19 protein-coding genes are annotated in these 17,001 nt (G+C 63.8%); 11 read left to right on the forward strand and 8 right to left on the reverse strand.

Annotated features, from left to right (window positions below):
* Positions 1–27: 27 nt before the first annotated feature.
* Complete coding sequence (locus ABC729_RS01230; RefSeq protein ID WP_495605859.1) at positions 28–417, reverse strand: YbaN family protein; 390 nt, start codon at positions 415–417, stop codon at positions 28–30.
* Between the two features lie 108 nt (positions 418–525).
* Between ABC729_RS01230 and ABC729_RS01235 the strand changes: the two genes are divergently transcribed.
* From ABC729_RS01235 to ABC729_RS01245, 3 genes are read left to right on the forward strand one after another with little or no spacing between them, the layout of a single operon-like run.
* Positions 526–771 (forward strand): FitA-like ribbon-helix-helix domain-containing protein, encoded by a 246-nt coding sequence (locus ABC729_RS01235; RefSeq protein ID WP_495605860.1) that lies wholly within the window; start codon positions 526–528, stop codon positions 769–771.
* Positions 771–1,193 (forward strand): type II toxin-antitoxin system VapC family toxin, encoded by a 423-nt coding sequence (locus tag ABC729_RS01240; protein ID WP_495605861.1) that lies wholly within the window; start codon positions 771–773, stop codon positions 1,191–1,193. Before ABC729_RS01235 ends, ABC729_RS01240 begins: the two co-directional genes overlap by 1 nt.
* Positions 1,194–1,197: 4 nt before the next feature.
* The gene (locus ABC729_RS01245; RefSeq protein WP_495605862.1) at positions 1,198–1,545 is read left to right on the forward strand and encodes a DUF3088 domain-containing protein; all 348 of its coding nucleotides are present in this window, start codon (positions 1,198–1,200) and stop codon (positions 1,543–1,545) included.
* A 6-nt stretch (positions 1,546–1,551) separates the two neighbouring features.
* Here the strand turns inward: ABC729_RS01245 and ABC729_RS01250 are convergent, their stop codons facing one another.
* From ABC729_RS01250 to zwf, 5 genes are all read right to left on the reverse strand, one after another.
* Entirely contained in the window at positions 1,552–1,965 is a 414-nt protein-coding gene (locus tag ABC729_RS01250) for a VOC family protein (protein ID WP_495605863.1), read from the reverse strand.
* A gap of 149 nt (positions 1,966–2,114) precedes the next feature.
* Positions 2,115–2,747, reverse strand: coding sequence for a bifunctional 4-hydroxy-2-oxoglutarate aldolase/2-dehydro-3-deoxy-phosphogluconate aldolase (locus ABC729_RS01255; protein ID WP_495605864.1), 633 nt, complete (start codon positions 2,745–2,747; stop codon positions 2,115–2,117).
* 20 nt (positions 2,748–2,767) lie between these two features.
* Positions 2,768–4,600 (reverse strand): phosphogluconate dehydratase, encoded by a 1,833-nt coding sequence (edd, locus tag ABC729_RS01260; RefSeq protein WP_495605865.1) that lies wholly within the window; start codon positions 4,598–4,600, stop codon positions 2,768–2,770.
* Between the two features lie 43 nt (positions 4,601–4,643).
* On the reverse strand, positions 4,644–5,339 hold the full coding sequence (gene pgl, locus ABC729_RS01265; RefSeq protein WP_495605866.1) for a 6-phosphogluconolactonase: 696 nt from the start codon (positions 5,337–5,339) through the stop codon (positions 4,644–4,646).
* Positions 5,326–6,801 (reverse strand): glucose-6-phosphate dehydrogenase, encoded by a 1,476-nt coding sequence (zwf, locus tag ABC729_RS01270; protein WP_495605867.1) that lies wholly within the window; start codon positions 6,799–6,801, stop codon positions 5,326–5,328. The genes pgl and zwf overlap by 14 nt, the downstream gene beginning before the upstream one ends.
* A gap of 365 nt (positions 6,802–7,166) precedes the next feature.
* Here zwf and hexR point away from each other — a divergent pair, with 365 nt between their 5' ends.
* The 5 genes from hexR to ABC729_RS01295 all read left to right on the forward strand — a co-directional run bounded on the left by hexR (position 7,167) and on the right by ABC729_RS01295 (position 12,748).
* The gene (gene hexR / locus ABC729_RS01275) at positions 7,167–8,009 is read left to right on the forward strand and encodes a transcriptional regulator HexR (RefSeq protein WP_495605868.1); all 843 of its coding nucleotides are present in this window, start codon (positions 7,167–7,169) and stop codon (positions 8,007–8,009) included.
* Positions 8,010–8,078: 69 nt separating this feature from the next.
* Positions 8,079–10,295 carry a 1,4-alpha-glucan branching protein GlgB gene (glgB, locus tag ABC729_RS01280; protein ID WP_495605869.1) on the forward strand — a complete coding sequence of 739 codons (2,217 nt, stop codon included), beginning with the start codon at positions 8,079–8,081 and terminating at the stop codon, positions 10,293–10,295.
* A gap of 122 nt (positions 10,296–10,417) precedes the next feature.
* Positions 10,418–11,041 (forward strand): CatA-like O-acetyltransferase, encoded by a 624-nt coding sequence (locus ABC729_RS01285; RefSeq protein ID WP_495605870.1) that lies wholly within the window; start codon positions 10,418–10,420, stop codon positions 11,039–11,041.
* A 32-nt stretch (positions 11,042–11,073) separates the two neighbouring features.
* Positions 11,074–12,237 (forward strand): cystathionine gamma-synthase, encoded by a 1,164-nt coding sequence (locus tag ABC729_RS01290; RefSeq protein ID WP_495605871.1) that lies wholly within the window; start codon positions 11,074–11,076, stop codon positions 12,235–12,237.
* 82 nt (positions 12,238–12,319) lie between these two features.
* Positions 12,320–12,748 (forward strand): DUF29 domain-containing protein, encoded by a 429-nt coding sequence (locus tag ABC729_RS01295; protein ID WP_495605872.1) that lies wholly within the window; start codon positions 12,320–12,322, stop codon positions 12,746–12,748.
* A gap of 86 nt (positions 12,749–12,834) precedes the next feature.
* Here the strand turns inward: ABC729_RS01295 and ABC729_RS01300 are convergent, their stop codons facing one another.
* Positions 12,835–13,131 carry a hypothetical protein gene (locus ABC729_RS01300; RefSeq protein WP_495605873.1) on the reverse strand — a complete coding sequence of 99 codons (297 nt, stop codon included), beginning with the start codon at positions 13,129–13,131 and terminating at the stop codon, positions 12,835–12,837.
* A 211-nt stretch (positions 13,132–13,342) separates the two neighbouring features.
* Positions 13,343–14,497 (reverse strand): iron-sulfur cluster carrier protein ApbC, encoded by a 1,155-nt coding sequence (gene apbC, locus ABC729_RS01305; RefSeq protein WP_495605874.1) that lies wholly within the window; start codon positions 14,495–14,497, stop codon positions 13,343–13,345.
* A 175-nt stretch (positions 14,498–14,672) separates the two neighbouring features.
* On the opposite strand from apbC, the gene hflK reads away from it, so the two are divergent.
* The 3 genes from hflK (at position 14,673) to ABC729_RS01320 (ending at position 16,977) form a co-directional block, all read left to right on the forward strand.
* Entirely contained in the window at positions 14,673–15,842 is a 1,170-nt protein-coding gene (gene hflK, locus ABC729_RS01310; protein WP_495605875.1) for an FtsH protease activity modulator HflK, read from the forward strand.
* Between the two features lie 12 nt (positions 15,843–15,854).
* Positions 15,855–16,730 (forward strand): protease modulator HflC, encoded by an 876-nt coding sequence (hflC, locus tag ABC729_RS01315; protein ID WP_495605876.1) that lies wholly within the window; start codon positions 15,855–15,857, stop codon positions 16,728–16,730.
* A gap of 61 nt (positions 16,731–16,791) precedes the next feature.
* Positions 16,792–16,977 carry a DUF2065 domain-containing protein gene (locus ABC729_RS01320; RefSeq protein ID WP_495605877.1) on the forward strand — a complete coding sequence of 62 codons (186 nt, stop codon included), beginning with the start codon at positions 16,792–16,794 and terminating at the stop codon, positions 16,975–16,977.
* The last annotated feature ends 24 nt before the right edge of the window (positions 16,978–17,001 follow it).

Consider the following 17,001-nt stretch of genomic DNA (forward strand, 5'->3'; position numbering starts at 1 on the left):
TGGGTGGGGCGGTCCTTTGGGCCGCCCCTATCCCCGTTTCGGTGCCGGACGTGTGGCGACGAAGGTCGCCGTGCAGCACAGGATCACACCGACAATCACAGGGACCCAGGTCCCTTGTGTCGTAAAGAGCACGATGACCCAGGACAGGGCCATCACCGTCACCGCCGCGATCTTCGCCCGGGTCGGGATGGCACCCTGTTCGCGCCAGTCGCGTAAGGGCGGGCCCCAGCGCGGATGGTCCAGCAGCTTCTGCGCCCGTTCGGGGTGCGAGCGGAAATAGGCCCACAGCGCCACCAGCAGGAACGGCGTCGTCGGCAGGACCGGCAGCACCGCCCCCGCCATGGCCAGCCCCACGCAGACATAGCCCAGCGCGATATAGAAGGGCCGCCAGCGGCGGCTGCTCGTCGGCTCGGTCATCCCGCTTTCCGCTGCCAATCGCAAATCATTCGCAACAATGGCGCGGCGATGGGTGGTTGGCAAGGGCGGTGGCAGCACCTATTATGGAATGATGAGGTGGAGGTGCCCATGGCCAGCCTGACCATTAGCGATCTTGATCCGACCCTACAGGACCGATTGCGCGCCCGCGCCGCTGTGCGTGGCCGGTCAGTGGAAGAGGAGGCGAAGCACATCCTGCTCGATGCGCTGCCGCCCCCAAAGCGCGCGGCGGGTAATCTGGCACAGTCCATCCGGGACCGGTTTGCGGCACTGGGTGGGGTTGAGCTGCCGCCGCTATCGCGGGAAGATGGCCCACCGCCGCCGGACTTTCGTTGATGTTCGTGTTGGACACGAATGTTATCAGTGAATTGATGCGGCCAGCCGGCTCTGACCGTGTCTTCAATTGGATTTCACGGCAGACACCCGCGCTGCTCTTCACGACATCGGTAACTCAGGCCGAAATTTTCTTTGGCCTGTCAATTATGCCGGATGGTCGCCGAAAAGACCTTCTGATGAAGGCCGCAGAAACAATGTTTGTGCAGGACTTCGCGGAGCGAATCCTGCCTTTTGATACGGCATCCAGCCTTGTCTATGCAGATATACGATCACGCCGCCAACGAACCGGCGCTCCCATATCCGTGTTCGATGCTCAGATTGCTGCGATTACCAAACTTTACTCTGCGACACTTGTGACACGGAACATCCCGGATTTCCGGGATTGCGGCGTCGCCTTGATCAACCCCTGGACCGATGATTGATCCCATGGCCCGTGATATCCTGTACCTGCTGCCGCCCGATTTCCCGGACGAGAAGTACCCCGGTCAGCGCTTCTATTGCGCCGATTGCATGTTCTTTGAGGGCATCCTGGCCCGTTTCCCGGTGATCGCGGAACGGGTAGAGGTCCGCCGCCATGATTTCCCCCGGCCCAGGGCGGAGGTGGTGGCGCTGGTGGGGGAAGCGAACCAGGGCCTGCCGCTGCTGATCTTTGGCGATGATGCCGATGATGGCTTGGAGACGCGGCGGCATGGCGGCTTGCGCTTTGCCGGCACAAGGGCGGCGATCATGAAGGCGCTGGCCGTGCGGTATGGGATACCATTGCCGCATCCGTGAGGATGATCAGAAGGGCAGTCTCGTGCCCAATCCCGGCAATGTCTCCGGCGTGCTGATCACGATCTCGTTGCCGTCAGGGTCGGCCAGGACCAGGGCATAGCCGGATTTGGTTTCGTGGGTGGACATCAGCGCGGTGATGCCAAGGGCGCGCAGCCGCGTCTCTTCCGCTGCCGGATCGCCGCACAACAGATGGGCGCTACCACCGCCCACGGGCGGGTGGCAGTGGCTGCGGTCATCGGTCAGGACCAGGCGACCGCCATTGCTCAAGGCGAACCAGGCCGTGTGCCAGGGGGTGCCGGTCGGGTCCCGGCCCGTCAACGATGCCACCTCATCCCCCAACAGCAGGCGATAAAAGCGGATGCAGGCGGCCATATCGCGGCAGCGCATGGCGATGGTGCCGGGGGTGAAGGGGGAGGTCATGGCCTGCTACCCGGTTGCTGTTCTTCTGAGAAATGCTACCTCATCCCGCGGGCGCAAAAAAGATGGGCGGCTGGGTTTACCCCAACCGCCCATAAGGTCGATCGCCGTGAAATGACCGGACAACGGCGATCGTAGAGGACCGGAAAAGCTTAAGAACGACGCGGCAGGCTGGCGGCTTCACGGGCGAGCGCCGTGATGCCGGCCCAATCGCCGGCCTTGACCATATTGCCGGGTGTTACCCAGGAACCGCCCACGCACATGACGTTGGGTAAGGCCAGGAAGTCGGGTGCGGTGGCGGCGGTGACGCCGCCGGTGGGGCAGAACTTGATCTGCGACAGCGGCGAGGATACCGCCTTCAGCATGTCCATGCCGCCGACCACGGTGGCGGGGAACAGCTTTTGGTGACGGATGCCGCGCGACAGCAGGTACATCATCTCTGCCGGGGTGGCGACACCGGGCAGATAGGGGATACCGCTATCCAGCACGGCATCAACCAGACCCGGATAGGTGCCGGGGCTGACGATGAACTTGGCACCGGCATCGGCCACCTGCGCCACCTGTTCCGGGTTGATGACGGTGCCGGCACCGACGACCGCGCCCGGCACCTTGGCCATGACGCGGATGGCGTCCAGTGCGGCGGGGGAGCGCAGGGTGACTTCCAGCACCGGCAGGCCGCCGGCCACCAGCGCCTCTGCCAGCGGCTGGGCATCTTCCAGCCGGTCGATGATGATCACCGGAATGACCGGGGCCAGGCTGGCGATGTGGGCGATATCCATGCTCATCTTGTCAGGTTCCGGTCGGATCAGGCGGTGGGGACGGGGGCAGCGAAGCAGGAACCACCCTGTTCGGCCCCGGTGGCGGATGCCCGGAAGGCACCAAACAGGTTGCGGCCCATGCCCCATTCATTGTGCGACAGGTCGGGCACGGTGACGGTGCGGGCCGCGAATTCGGCTTCATCGACCAGCACATTCAATTCACCGGTTTCGGCGTTCAGGCGAATGATGTCGCCATCGCGCACCTTGGCCAGCGGACCACCGCCCAGGCATTCCGGCGTGATATGGATGGCGGCGGGTACCTTGCCCGAGGCACCGGACATGCGGCCATCGGTGACCAACGCCACCTTGAAGCCCTTATCCTGCAACACGCCCAGGCCGGGGGTCAGCTTGTGCAGTTCCGGCATGCCATTGGCGCGCGGACCCTGGAAGCGGACCACGGCCACGACGTCGCGGTTCAACTGTCCGGCCTTGAAGGCGGCCTGGAGGTCATCCTGGCTGTCGAATACCGCGACCGGCGCCTCAATCACCCGATGTTCCGGCTTTACCGCCGACACCTTGATGATGCCACGGCCCAGATTGCCAGACAGAAGCCGCATGCCGCCCGTGCTGTCGAACGGGTCGGCGACGGGACGCAGCACCTTAGTATCGGCACTTTCCTTCACGCCAGGCCGCCAGGTGGCAACACCATGATTATCCAGGAACGCATCCTGGCGATAGGCGTCCAGGCCTTCACCGGCCACCGTCTTCACATCGCCATGCAGCAGGCCGCTATCCAGCAGTTCGGAGATCACGAACTGCATGCCGCCGGCGGCGTGGAAATGGTTCACATCGGCCACGCCATTGGGATAGACGCGGGCCAGCAGCGGCACGGCAGACGACAGGTCGCTGAAATCCTGCCAGTCGACCTGAATGCCCGCAGCGGCGGCCATGGCGACCAGATGGATGGCATGGTTGGTGGACCCGCCCGTCGCCATCAGGCCGATAATGCCATTCACAATGGCCTTCTCATCGATCACGTCGCAGATGGGCGTGTAATCATCGCCCAGCGCGGTAATCTTCGCCGCCCGTTCGGCGGCGGCGACGGTCAGCGCATCGCGCAGCGGCGTGTTGGGGTTGATGAAGCTGGCACCCGGCAAATGCAGGCCCATGATCTCCATCAGCATCTGATTGGAATTGGCGGTGCCATAGAAGGTGCAGGTGCCCGGCCCGTGATAGCTTTGCGACTCCGCCTCCAGCAGCGCGTCGCGGCCCAGCTTGCCCTCGGCATAGAGCTGCCGGACCTTGGCCTTTTCCGGGTTGGACAGGCCGGACGTCATGGGGCCGGCGGGCACGAACACGGCGGGCAGATGGCCGAAAGACAGGGCACCGATGAACAGGCCCGGTACGATCTTGTCACAGACACCCAGATAGAGGCCGGCATCGAACATGTTGTGCGACAAGGCAATGGCCGTCGACATGGCGATGACATCGCGGGAGAATAGCGACAGTTCCATGCCGGGCTGACCCTGGGTCACGCCATCGCACATGGCAGGCACGCCGCCCGCAAACTGCGCCACGGCCCCAACCCTACGCACGGCATCCTTGATCAGGGCCGGATAGCGTTCCAACGGCTGATGTGCCGACAGCATGTCGTTATAGGCCGAGACGATGGCGATGTTCGGCTCGGTCCCGGATTTCAGCTTGGCCTTGTCATCGGCGGCACAGGCCGCGAAACCGTGGGCCAGGTTGCCACAGGCGAGCGTGCCGCGCTTGGGACCCTTGCCGGCGGCGGCGCGGGTCTGCTCCAGATATTTGGACCGGGTCGCCGCACTGCGGGCAATGATCCGGTCGGTGACGCGGCGGATGGCGTCCTGTGTCATCTTGAACTTCCTCCTTCAGGGGCGCCCGGCAAAGGCCAGGGGGTTACGGCGCCCACCAGATGGAAACGGGGACCTGATTCTGGTGCAGCACGGAGCGGACGGGGGCGGCCTCAACCGGCCCCGGCTTCAGCGCGTCGTCCAGAACGGCCTTCTTCTTGTCACCGGTGATCAGCAGGGCAACCGCACGGGACCGCAGCAGTTCCGGCAAGGTCAGGGTGATGCGGGCCGGAACGCCACCAGCGGGCGTGACGGCGGCCACGGCCAGACCCAGCGACCCGCTCAACGCCTCCGCCAGACCGGTTGCACCGGGGAAGAAGCTGGCCGTGTGGCTGTCCTCCCCCATGCCCAGCAGGACAAGGTCATAGGGGCGGGGCATGGTGGCCAGCCGGCTGCTGGTGCGGGCCAGACCGTCGGCGGGGGTGGCGCCCACGCTTTTCAGGCCGACCACGGTCGCACCCTTGGCAACGGCGGTGGCGAGCGTGCGGCGCACCATCGCCTCATTGCTGGCGGGATCGTCCAGATCGACCCAGCGTTCGTCCGACAGGGTCAGATAGACCTTGTCCCAGGGCAGGTCATAGGTATCCAGCCGGGCAAACAGGTCGGCGGGCGTGGTACCGCCCGACAGGACCAGCGAGGCGCGGCCATAGTCGGCCACCGCATCGCGGATCAGGCCGGCGATATGGTCGGCAAGGGCCGTGACCAAGGATGCCTTGTCGGCGTGGCTGTTAATAGTCGGCATCGTTCCACCGCCGATCATCACGGGCCAGCAGCAGGGCCGCCGACAGGGGCCCCCAGCTTCCGGCCGGATAGGGTTCCGCCGGCTGGTCGGTGTCCTTCCAGCCCTTCTGGATGGTGTCGATCCAGGCCCAGGCGGCGTCCACCTCATCCCGGCGCATGAACAGAGACGGGTTGCCGCGCACCGTGTCCATCAGCAGACGTTCGTAGGCGTCCGGGTACCGGTCCTTGAACGTCTCCGCGTAGGACAGGTTGAGGGGCACCGACCGCAGGCGCAGGCCGCCGGGGCCGGGCACCTTGGTCATGATCGACAGGTTCACGCCTTCATCCGGCTGCAACCGGATGACCAGACGGTTGGCAGTCAACTCGCCCGCGCCACGGCCGAAGACATTGTGGGGCGTGGCCTTGAACTGGATCACGATCTCGGAATAGCGGGTGGGCATGCGCTTGCCGGTGCGCAGATAGAAGGGAACCCCGCCCCAGCGCCAATTATCCACCTCCGCCTTGATGGCGACGAAGGTTTCATTGTTGGACGATGCCCCCAGCTCCTCGGCATAGCCGGCGACGGACTTGCCCTCAATCGCGCCCTGACGGTACTGACCGCGCACCGTCTTGACCTTCACATCCTGCGCCGTGATGGGGCGCAGGGCGCGCAGCACCTTGATCTTTTCATTGCGGATCATGTCCTCCGTCAGCGACGACGGCGGCTCCATGGCAACGAGGCACAGCAGCTGCAGGAAATGGTTCTGCACCATGTCACGCAGGGCACCGGCCTTGTCATAATATTCGGCGCGGCCTTCCACGCCGACCTTTTCGGCGACGGTAATCTGCACATGGTCGATATAGTTGGCGGACCAGAGGGGCTCGAACAGGGCATTGCCGAAGCGCAGCACCATCAGGTTCTGCACCGATTCCTTGCCCAAATAATGGTCGATGCGGAAGATCTGCTCTTCCTTGAAGATCGCGCCAACCTCGTTATTCACGGCATTGGCTGATGCCTGATCCTTGCCGATCGGCTTTTCCAGGACGACGCGCGTCTTGGGGCAGATCAGATCGGCTTCCTTGATGTTGCGGCAGATGGCGCCGAACAGAACCGGTGAGGTCGCCAGATAAAAGACGCGGGCCTTTTCCCCGCCATCCTTCAGTGCCTCGACCAGCAGCGGCCAGTTGCCGCCCGGCTTGGTCGCGTCCAGCGGCACATAGGTGATACGGCCCAGGAAACGGGCCAGGATGGTCTGGTCGATATCTTCCGCCGGAACGAACTGTCCCAGGGCCTTGGTGATCTGGGCGCGGAAAGCATCGGTATTCTGATCAGTGCGGGACACGCCGATGATGCGGCTGTCATCGGTCAGCTGATGGTCGCGCTCGCGGTAGTACAGGGCGGGCATCAGCTTGCGCAGGGCCAGATCGCCCGTGCCGCCGAACACCACATAGTCAAACGGATTAACCTGCATCACATCAGCCATGGCACCCGGCCCGCCCGTCCCTTGAATTCCGGCCATTTTCTGGCCGAGGCGGCGCGCGGTCCGCGCCGTCTTCTGACTTGAATGTAGCAGAATTACCGACAGAGGCAAGCGGCGACTACGTAGTCTGTCTGCATTTCCGGCATTCGCGCGCATGTTTGTGACCCTCATGCTGCGCTGCGGCGTAACTTTACTACGACTTTTGCCCTGTAGAAGGCATTTCGGGGGCGGAACGGGCCAACATCGGCGGGCAGGGGTGCCCCGCTGTTACCGCCGGTATGCCGGCCTTGCCAAATCGGGCTGGATTTCGTGTAATTCCCTTACACGGCCCTAACGGCCAACCTCGTGATGTCTGGGGAGCGCGCGACGTGCTTGAACGTATCCGCGGCATGCAGTCCGGTCTGCGGCGATCCGAACAGAAGATCGCGGAAGTGGTGCTGAAACGCCCGCATTCGGTGGTCAATGCCTCCGTTGCGGAGGTGGCGCGCGAGGCGCAGGTCAGCCAGCCGACGGTAGTGCGCTTCTGCCGCTCCATCGGCTGTGCCGGGTTTCAAGATTTCAAATTGCGGCTGGCCCAGGATCTGGCGACCGGCACACCCTATGTGCATGAGGAGGTGCGGCCAGATGATCCCGTGGTCGATGTGGCCGCCAAGGTCCTGAACCGTTCCATCGCGTCGCTGACCCGCGTGCGCAACCACACCAATCCCGAAGCCCTGGACGAGGCGGTGCGCATCCTGGCCGAGGCGCAGCGCATGGAATTCTATGGCTTCGGTGCGTCGGGCGTGGTGGCCATGGATGCACAGAACAAGTTCTTCCGTCTGGGCATCCCCTGCGTCGCCTATACCGATTTCCATGTGCAGGCCATGTCGGCCACCCTGCTGGGTCCGAACGCCGCCGCCCTTGTCATTTCCCACACGGGCCGCACGCGCGAATTGCTGCGGTCGGTCGATCTGGCACTCGACAGTGGGGCCAAGGTGGTGGCGCTGACGTCTGGCGGCTCGCCGCTGGCGGAGAAGGCGACCGTGTCGCTGCTGGTCGACGTGGTCGAAGATACCAGCATGTACACGCCCATGGTCAGCCGTCTGGCGCATCTGGCCATGCTGGATGTTCTGCAGGTGGCCGTCGCTCTGCGCCGTGGCGTCAATCTGGCGGAAAGCCTGGCCCGGTCAAAGCGACCGATCCGGGAACGGCGGTTGGGGCAGCGGGGATAGGGAGCGACGCGCTACCCTCGTCTCCCGCAAACATGGTAAATTCCGTAATCACCCCAACCCAGGTCCACCATGCCCCATAGCCTGTCCGAAGCCGAGATTGCCGCCATCATACAGGCGACGCATGGCGACGTCTTCGCGATCCTGGGGCCGCATCCGCTGCATGATGGATCGGGGCGCGTCGCGCTGCGTGTGTTCAGACCGGATGCAACCCGAGTCACGGTGATCGGCCCTGACGGGACGGAACGGCTGGAGCTGCCGCGTCTGCATGGGGATGGGTTTTTTGCCGGTACCCTGACGGCGGAACAGGCGGCCGGGTACCGCCTGCGCCTGTCGCACGGCAATGAAAGCTGGGACATTGAGGACCCGTACCGGTTCCCGCCCATCCTGGGGGAGATGGACCAGTATCTGCTGGGTGAGGGGCGGCACTGGCGATCCTATGAAAAGCTGGGCGCGCATCTGGATGTGATCGACGGGGTCACTGGTGTGCGCTTCGCCGTCTGGGCACCCAATGCACGGCGCGTGTCGGTGGTCGGCGACTTCAATGGCTGGGATGGGCGCATCCATGTCATGCGCCTGCGCATGGGCGCCGGCATCTGGGAGATTTTCATCCCCGGCGTGGTTGAGGGCGCACACTACAAATACGAGATCCTGGATGCCGGCGGTTATCTGCTGCCGCTGAAGGCTGACCCGCATGCGCTGGCGGCGGAATTCCGGCCCGCCACCGCCTCCATCGTGTCGCGCATCGATCATCATGCGTGGCAGGATGCGCAATGGCTGGCCAAGCGGGCGGCGCGCAATGCCCGCACGGCACCGATTTCGATCTATGAGGTGCATCCCGGCTCCTGGCGCCGGCCCGGCCATGGCGGTTATCTGAACTGGCGCGATCTGGCCGGGCAGCTTGTGCCCTATGTGAAGGAGATGGGCTTCACCCATATTGAGGTGATGCCCGTTCATGAGCATCCGTTCGACGGTTCCTGGGGTTATCAGGCGCTGGGCCTGTTCGCGCCGACCTGTCGCTTTGGCACGCCGGCGGATTTCCAGGCCTTTGTCGATGCCTGTCATCAGGCGGAAATTGGCCTGATCATTGATTGGGTGCCCGGCCATTTTCCGACCGACGCCCATGGCCTGTATGAATTCGACGGCTCGCACCTGTATGAACATGCCGATCCGCGCCAGGGCTATCACCCCGACTGGAACACCGCGATCTATAATTTCGGGCGGAATGAGGTGACGAACTTCCTCATCTCCAACGCCCTGTTCTGGCTGCGACATTACCATATTGACGGGCTGCGCGTGGATGCGGTCGCCTCCATGCTGTATCTGGATTACAGCCGCAAGGAAGGCGAATGGGTGCCCAACCGCCATGGCGGGCGGGAAAACCTTGAAGCCATCGATTTCATGCGCCGCATGAATGCGCTGGTTTATGGGACCGAGGAAGGGCAGGGCGGTGGGGCCATCACCATTGCCGAGGAGTCCACCGCCTGGCCCGGCGTGTCACAGCCAGCCCATGCCGGCGGCCTGGGCTTTGGCTATAAATGGAACATGGGCTGGATGCATGACACGCTGAAATATATGCAGCGTGACCCGATCCATCGTCGCCACCATCACAGTGATCTGACCTTCGGCTTGCTCTACGCTTTCTCCGAAAACTTCATCCTGCCGCTTAGCCATGATGAGGTTGTGCATGGCAAGGGCTCGCTGCTGGCCCGCATGCCGGGCGATGATTGGCAGAAATTTGCCAATCTGCGTGCCTATTTCAGCTTCATGTGGACCCATCCGGGCAAGAAGCTGCTGTTCATGGGGGGTGAGTTCGCGCAGGGGCGCGAATGGAACCATGATGGGCAGTTGGACTGGCATCTGCTGGACGATCATGGCGGCGGGCATTGGCACCGGGGCGTGCGCGATCTGGTCCGCGATCTGAACCATCTTTACCGCGACACCCCGGCCCTGCATGAGCGGGATTGCGAGGGGGAGGGCTTCCGCTGGATCAAGGGCGGGGCGGCAGAGGAAAGCGTGTTGGCCTATAGCCGCCATGGCTTTGCCGAGGGGGCGGCCGCCGTCACGATCGTGAATTTCACACCTGTGCCACGCCAGCGCTACCGCGTGGGTGTGCCGTTCGGGGGGATGTGGCGGGAAGCACTGAACAGCGACGCTGCCGCCTATGCCGGCAGTGGCATCACCAACCCGGAACCGGTGCAGGCCGAAACCCTGCCCTGGGATGGGCAGCCCTTCAGCGTGGAGATCACGCTGCCGCCGCTGGCGGGTCTGGTGCTGTTGCCGGCTTGACCAAGGCCCCCCATCGCGGTTATCCAAACCGGGCTCTGGCGGAGCCGACGGGCGTTGCAATCGCAGGCCTGGACAACTAAGTGCCCCGGATCGGGTCGGGAACCCGTCATGGGAGCATTGAATTGATCGACCGCAGCCGCCAGATCGCCCTTTTTGACCGCTATGACCAGCCCGCCGTGAATATCGCGGCGGTTGCCGATTGCCCGGATTTCGTGACCCCGGCCAAGCACGCGGGCATTCCCCCTTTCGCCCGCGTGCTGCACGCCATCGGGCGGGCCAGCATGGATATCCCGCATATGCGCCTGCGCCTGCTGGAAAAGCGGGTCAGCGAGGTGAAGGACCTGACCCTGTCCTATACGGTCATCGGGCGGGACCAGAATCTGAATTTCTCCACCATTCCCTATACGCCGGACTTCCAGGCCTTCCTGGCCGCCTACTTGGCCGACCGGGAACTGGCGCGCGACGCCGTGGAGTTGCGTCTGAAACCGCTGACCAGCCGGGACTACATCTTTGCGACCTGCCTGCCCTGGCTGCGCTTCACCTCCATCCAGCATCCGATGGCACGGTTCGGGGATTGCTCCATCCCCAATATCGCCATCGGCAAGTTCGGCCAGAGCAATGGCCGCGTGGATTTCCCCGTCGCGGTGCAGGCCCATCACGGCCTGATCGACGGGTTGCATATCGCCCAGTTCATCGCCCGGCTGGAGGAAGTGCTGGCCGAGGCTGTCAACGACCCGACACGTTAGAGGTTGGGCGCTTACAACAGAGGATGTTCAGCATGAAGGACCGCCCCAACCGCCAGGGATTCGCCACCCGCGCCATCCATGCCGGCCAGCAGCCCGACCCCACGACCGGCGCCATCATGGTGCCGATCTACGCCACCAGTACGTTCGTGCAGGAAAGCCCAGGCGTTCATAAGGGCTATGAATATGCCCGCAGCCAGAACCCGACGCGCATGGCTTATGAGGCCTGTATCGCCGATCTGGAGTCGGGTCATCGCGGCTATGCCTTTGCCTCTGGGCTGGCGGCGGAAGCGACGATCCTGGAGTTGCTGGATGCCGGCGCGCATGTCATCGCGTCGGATGATCTCTATGGCGGCACATACCGCCTGCTACATCGGGTGCGGTCGCGCACGGCAAACCTGTCGGTGACGACAGTCGATCTGTCCGACCTGGACGCCGTGAAGGCGGCCATCCGTCCGGAAACCCGCATGATCTGGGTGGAGACGCCGACCAACCCGCTGTTGAAGTTGGCCGATCTTGAGGCGCTGGCGCAGCTGGCCCGGACGCATAACCTGATTTCCGTCGCCGACAATACCTTTGCCAGCCCGTGGATACAGCGACCGCTGGAACAGGGGTTCGACATTGTGGTCCATTCGGCCACCAAATATCTGAACGGCCATTCCGACATGGTCGGCGGTGTGGCGGTGGTGCGGGAGGCCGGCGAGATCGCCGACCGCATGGCCTTCCTGCATAATGCCGTCGGCGCCATCCAGGGTCCGTTCGACAGTTTCCTGGTGATGCGCAGCCTGAAGACCCTGGCGCTGCGTATGGAGCGCCATTGCCAGAATGCGGGCGTGATCGCCGAATGGCTGGAAAAGCATCCGTCGGTGGCAAAGGTGCGCTACCCGTTCCTGCCCAGCCATGCCCAGCATGATCTGGCCAAGCGGCAGATGCGGGCCGGCGGCGGCATGGTGACCATCCACCTGAAAGGCGGGCTGGAGCCGGCACGCCGCATGCTGGAACGGACGGAACTGTTCAGTCTGGCTGAGAGCCTGGGCGGGGTTGAAAGCCTGATCGAACACCCGGCCATCATGACCCATGCCAGCATCCCGCCTGAACAGCGCGCCGCTATTGGCATTGATGACGGTCTGGTGCGTCTGTCGGTGGGGGTGGAGGATGTGAACGACCTGCTGTCCGATCTGGAACAGGCGCTTCGGTAAGCGGTCAGAGCGGGGCAGGCGGTTTCCGCTTGCCCCGCCGCCGGTGATTGCCCAAATCTGGGTTGTCGCCAGGGAGGGTGCCATGAGCCTTTATGAGAAGGATTTCTACGCCTGGGCCAACCAGCAGGCAGCCCTGCTGCGCGCGGGGAAACTCGATGCCGCCGACATCGCCAACATTGCCGAGGAGATCGAGAGCATGGGGCGGACGGAAAAGCGCGAGTTGGTCAGCCGCTTGAAGGTCCTGATGCTGCATCTACTCAAATGGCAGTTTCAGCCGGCCCTACGTAGCCGCAGTTGGACATTGACCATCGAAGAGCAGCGTCAGCAACTTCTTGACCATATGGCTGATAATCCCAGCCTGCGGAGCCGGCTGCTGGAGGCGATTGAACAGGCTTATCGTCTGGCTTTGGTCGCAGTCGAACGGGAAACCGGTCTATCCCGTGCCACCTTCCCGGCCACCTGCCCCTTCACCTATGACCAGATGGCGGATGACGGCTTCTGGCCGGAATAAAAAAATGGCGCCCGGATTGGGGCCGGGCGCCAGTTGTTCAGCAATCCATACACATACCGCCTACATGGCGACTTACCATACCGGGTTCAGGGTCGGACTTCCCAAGCGAACTCGACATGGCAAGGGGTGTTCGGCATGGCGGCGATGGGGTTCATCTGCAGCCACGTCCAGAATTCCTTGAACGCCAGCTGGGGCCGGGCCTGGGCATATGCACCCAGACGACCGGCCACCCGCTCGCTTAGCGTGCGCGTTACTTCCTCATAGGCGACTTCGGGTACGCCGTGCGCAACCTGAATATCACCCGTGCGAGGGTCGGCAGCCCGGAAAGAGTGGGCGCCATCGCGAAACGCATATGCAACTCGGATCGGTTCGTCTTGATACATCCTGTCCGTCCTCCAGCGGAGTACGAAGTTTATGTACCAAATACCGGGTCGGGCGGAAAGGAAAAATCCATTGCACGATACGCAGTGCAGCAATCCGTCTTTTCGCGGGCTGTCCGCGAAAGGGTGTTTCAAATGAACACATGTAAAATATCGCGCCAAGCCGACAAGGGTACTCACAAATAGTCACACTATTGAATTGGGCGCGCTTCCATCATTCGATCACGATGCGCGGGGCCGCGCGCCCGCCGCCGATGCTGACCTTGTCCCAGACGCGGGCGGCGATGGCGCGGTAGACCTTGGCATGCTCGCTGTCGGGCTGGGAGACAACGATGGGGTCGCCGCCATCGCTGGTCTCGCGGATGGCGATGTCCAGGGGCACCTCGCCCAGGAAATCGATCGACAGCTTCTCGGCCTCCGCCCGCGCACCGCCATGGCTGAAGATGTCGCTGCGGTGGCCGCAATTGGGGCAGCAGAAATAGGACATATTCTCCACGATGCCCAGGACGGGCACATCGACGCGGCGGAACATGTTCAGCCCCTTGCGCGCATCCAGCAGGGCGATGTCCTGCGGCGTGGAGACGATGACGGCGCCGGCCAGCGGCACATTCTGCGACAGGGACAGTTGCGCGTCGCCCGTGCCCGGCGGCATATCGACCACCAGCACATCCAGTTCGCCCCAGGCGACATCGCGCAGCATCTGCTGAATGGCACCCATGACCATGGGGCCGCGCCAGATCATCGGGGTTTCTTCGGCCACCAGGAAACCCATGGACATGACCTTCACCCCATGGCGCACATGCGGGCGCAGGACCTTGCCGTCTACCATTTCCGGCTTGCCCGACAGGCCCAGCATGCGGGGCAGGGACGGGCCATAGATATCGGCATCCAACAGGCCGACGCGCAGGCCATTGGCCGCCATGCCTAGGGCCAGGTTGACGGACGTGGTGGATTTGCCCACCCCGCCCTTGCCCGAGGCGACGGCGATGATGGCGCGCACGCCAGGCACGCCGATCTTGGCAGGTTTCGGCGGTGGGGCGGCGGCGGGGGTAGGGCCATGGCTGTGACCCTTATGATCATGACCCTTATGGTCGTGTCCGCCACCCAGTTTGGGCGGGGCGCGATGGGCCGTCAGCATGGCAGTGACCGAGGTAACGCCGGGCAGGGCGTCCACAGCCTTTTCCGCCGCCTGACGCAATGGTTCCAATGCGGCACCCTTGGCGGGGTCCACCTCCAGCGCGAAGGCAACATTGCCGTCCTTCACCGTCAGGCCCGAAACCATGCCCAGCGAAACCACGTCGGCCCCCCGGTCAGGGTCCGTTACGGTGCCGAGCGCCTGCAGAACCTTTTCCTCGCTGACCACGGCCATGGTTGAAAACCCCGTTCTTTTCCCAATATCTGCGGTGACCGATGGGCCAAGGGCCTTGTCTCCGGTGCGCCGCGATATATAGGGTGGCAGAGCGTCGAGAGAAAGCGTCCTGTCCCTGTGGGCAGGCCTGTCGGTTTGGCAGTGTGTTGGGTCCAATCACCAAAGGGTCGGGAATATGCCCTGGAACAATCAAGGTGGCGGCAATGGCGGTGGCCCCTGGGGCTCTCCCCCGGGCGGTGGCGGCAATGGCGGCGGTAACAATCCGTGGGGCCGTCCGCCCGGCGGTGGCGGCGGCGGACAACCGCCCGGCGGCCCCGACCTGGAGGAACTGCTGCGCAAGGGGCAGGAGCGGTTCAAGAACCTGACGCCCGGCGGCCTTGGCGGCGGCAAGGGCATTATGCTGGGTGTGCTGGCGCTGGGCGTGCTGTGGGGCCTGTCGGGCATCTACCGGGTACAGCCGGACGAACAGGGCGTGGTACGGCGATTCGGCGAATATGTCCGCACCGAACAGCCAGGCCTTCGCTATCACCTGCCGGCACCCATTGAGATGGTGGACACACCCAAGGTGACGCTGGTCAACCGGCTTGAGGTCGGCTACCGCTCCGGCACCGACAGCCGGCGCCCCGGCGGCGGCGACGTCCTGGACGAAAGCCTGATGCTGACGGGCGACGAGAATATCATCGACATCGACTTTACGGTCCTGTGGGTGATCAAGGATGCCGGCCATTACCTGTTCAAAATCCGCGATCCGGCCAACACGGTAAAGATGGCCGCCGAAAGCGCCATGCGCGAGGTGATCGGCCGCACCGATATCCAGCCCGCCCTGACCGAGGCGCGCCAGGATATCGAACAGCAGACCAAGGCCCTGCTGCAGACCATGCTGGACGAATACCAGTCCGGTATCGAGATCACGCAGGTGCAATTGCAGAAGGTGGACCCGCCGGCCCCCGTGGTCGATGCCTTCAACGATGTGCAGCGCGCCCGCCAGGACCGCGAGCGTCTGCGCAACGAGGCCGAGGCCTATCGCAACGACATCATTCCCCGCGCCCGTGGTGAGGCGGAACAGCTGATCCAGCAGGCGTCTGCCTATCGTGAGCAGGTGGTGAGCCTGGCACAGGGTGATGCGCAGCGTTTCGCCCAGGTCATGGCCGCCTATAACCAGGCGCCGGAAATCACGGCCCGTCGCATGTATCTGGAAACCATGCAGGAGGTGCTGGGCGGCACCAACAAGATCATCATCGATCAGGGCAAGGGCAGCGGCGTGGTGCCGTTCCTGCCGCTGAACGAGCTGACCAACCAGATCCGCCAACAGACGCCGGCCGCTTCGGCCGCACCGCGCCAGTAAGGGGGACTGACCATGAGCACCAAACTCGTCGCTCTCGGCATTGCCGCCGCCGCCACCGCCATTCTGGCCTCGGCCTCCCTGTTCACCGTGAACCAGACGCAGCAGGCGTTGGTTCTGCAATTGGGTGAATGGAAGCGGACGGTTCAGGAGCCGGGCCTGCATGCAAAGATCCCGTTCGTCCAGAATGTGGTTCTGATTGATGCCCGCGTCCTGGATGTTGACCCGCCGGTCGAACAGGTGATCCTGGCCGACCAGAAACGCCTGGAGGTGGACGCCTTTGCCCGTTACCGCATCACCGATCCGTTGCAGTTCTATACGTCGGTCGGCAATGAGGTGGTGGCCGAACAGCGTCTGGCCGCAACGGTGAATTCGGCCCTGCGCCGCGTGCTGGGTAATTCCACCCTGCTGGCTGTCCTGTCCAAGGAACGCGCCAAGGTGATGACCGACATCAAGGCGCAGGTGAACCAGGAGGCCGCGCGCTTCGGTGTGGAAATCGTCGATGTCCGCATCCGCCGCGCCGACCTGCCCGAAGCCACCTCGCAGGCCGTGTATGAGCGTATGCGGTCGGAACGCGAGCGCGAGGCCAAGGAAGCCCGCGCACAGGGCAGCGAGCAGGCCCAGCAGATCCGCAGCCGGGCCGAACGCGAACGCACCGTCATCCTGGCTGAAGCCCAGCGCGACAGCCAGATCCTGCGCGGTGAGGGCGATAATCAGGCCATCCGCATCCTGGCCGAATCCGCGAACAAAAGCCCGGATTTCTATGCCTTCTACCGGTCGCTGGATGCATACAAGACGGCGATGAAGGGGGATAACACGCAGATGGTCCTGTCACCGGACAGCGAGTTCTTCCGCTACTTCAACAGCACGGGCACCGTGACCAAGCGGTGATGTTGCCTTGCGCGGGACGGTTTGCGCCGTCCCGCGCCCCCTCCTGTCCTGGACCTCCCCCGTGACCGATTTCCTGACTGCACTGGCCCTGGTCTTCGTGATCGAGGGGCTGCTTTATGCTGTGGCACCCAATTCCATGCGGGACATGGCGGTACGCATCACGGGCATGGAACCGGCGATGCTGCGCCGGATCGGGCTGGGTGCTGCCATTCTGGGTGTCGTGGCGGTGGCTGCGATCCGGGGATAAGGGTTTTGGTGCCGCTTTCGCACC

This window comes from Niveispirillum sp. CC-CTL257 (assembly GCF_059489915.1).

Coding starts and splice junctions, on each gene's coding strand:
- ABC729_RS01240 (WP_495605861.1), top strand. CDS start 771: ATGTTCGTGTTGGACACGAATGTTATCAGTGAATTGATGCGGCCAGCC.
- ABC729_RS01245 (WP_495605862.1), top strand. CDS start 1,198: ATGGCCCGTGATATCCTGTACCTGCTGCCGCCCGATTTCCCGGACGAG.
- ABC729_RS01295 (WP_495605872.1), top strand. CDS start 12,320: ATGAGCCTTTATGAGAAGGATTTCTACGCCTGGGCCAACCAGCAGGCA.
- ABC729_RS01235 (WP_495605860.1), top strand. CDS start 526: ATGGCCAGCCTGACCATTAGCGATCTTGATCCGACCCTACAGGACCGA.
- ABC729_RS01250 (WP_495605863.1), bottom strand. CDS start 1,965: ATGACCTCCCCCTTCACCCCCGGCACCATCGCCATGCGCTGCCGCGAT.
- ABC729_RS01230 (WP_495605859.1), bottom strand. CDS start 417: ATGACCGAGCCGACGAGCAGCCGCCGCTGGCGGCCCTTCTATATCGCG.
- apbC (WP_495605874.1), bottom strand. CDS start 14,497: ATGGCCGTGGTCAGCGAGGAAAAGGTTCTGCAGGCGCTCGGCACCGTA.
- ABC729_RS01255 (WP_495605864.1), bottom strand. CDS start 2,747: ATGAGCATGGATATCGCCCACATCGCCAGCCTGGCCCCGGTCATTCCG.
- hflC (WP_495605876.1), top strand. CDS start 15,855: ATGAGCACCAAACTCGTCGCTCTCGGCATTGCCGCCGCCGCCACCGCC.
- edd (WP_495605865.1), bottom strand. CDS start 4,600: ATGACACAGGACGCCATCCGCCGCGTCACCGACCGGATCATTGCCCGC.
- hflK (WP_495605875.1), top strand. CDS start 14,673: ATGCCCTGGAACAATCAAGGTGGCGGCAATGGCGGTGGCCCCTGGGGC.
- ABC729_RS01290 (WP_495605871.1), top strand. CDS start 11,074: ATGAAGGACCGCCCCAACCGCCAGGGATTCGCCACCCGCGCCATCCAT.
- glgB (WP_495605869.1), top strand. CDS start 8,079: ATGCCCCATAGCCTGTCCGAAGCCGAGATTGCCGCCATCATACAGGCG.
- ABC729_RS01300 (WP_495605873.1), bottom strand. CDS start 13,131: ATGTATCAAGACGAACCGATCCGAGTTGCATATGCGTTTCGCGATGGC.
- zwf (WP_495605867.1), bottom strand. CDS start 6,801: ATGGCTGATGTGATGCAGGTTAATCCGTTTGACTATGTGGTGTTCGGC.
- pgl (WP_495605866.1), bottom strand. CDS start 5,339: ATGCCGACTATTAACAGCCACGCCGACAAGGCATCCTTGGTCACGGCC.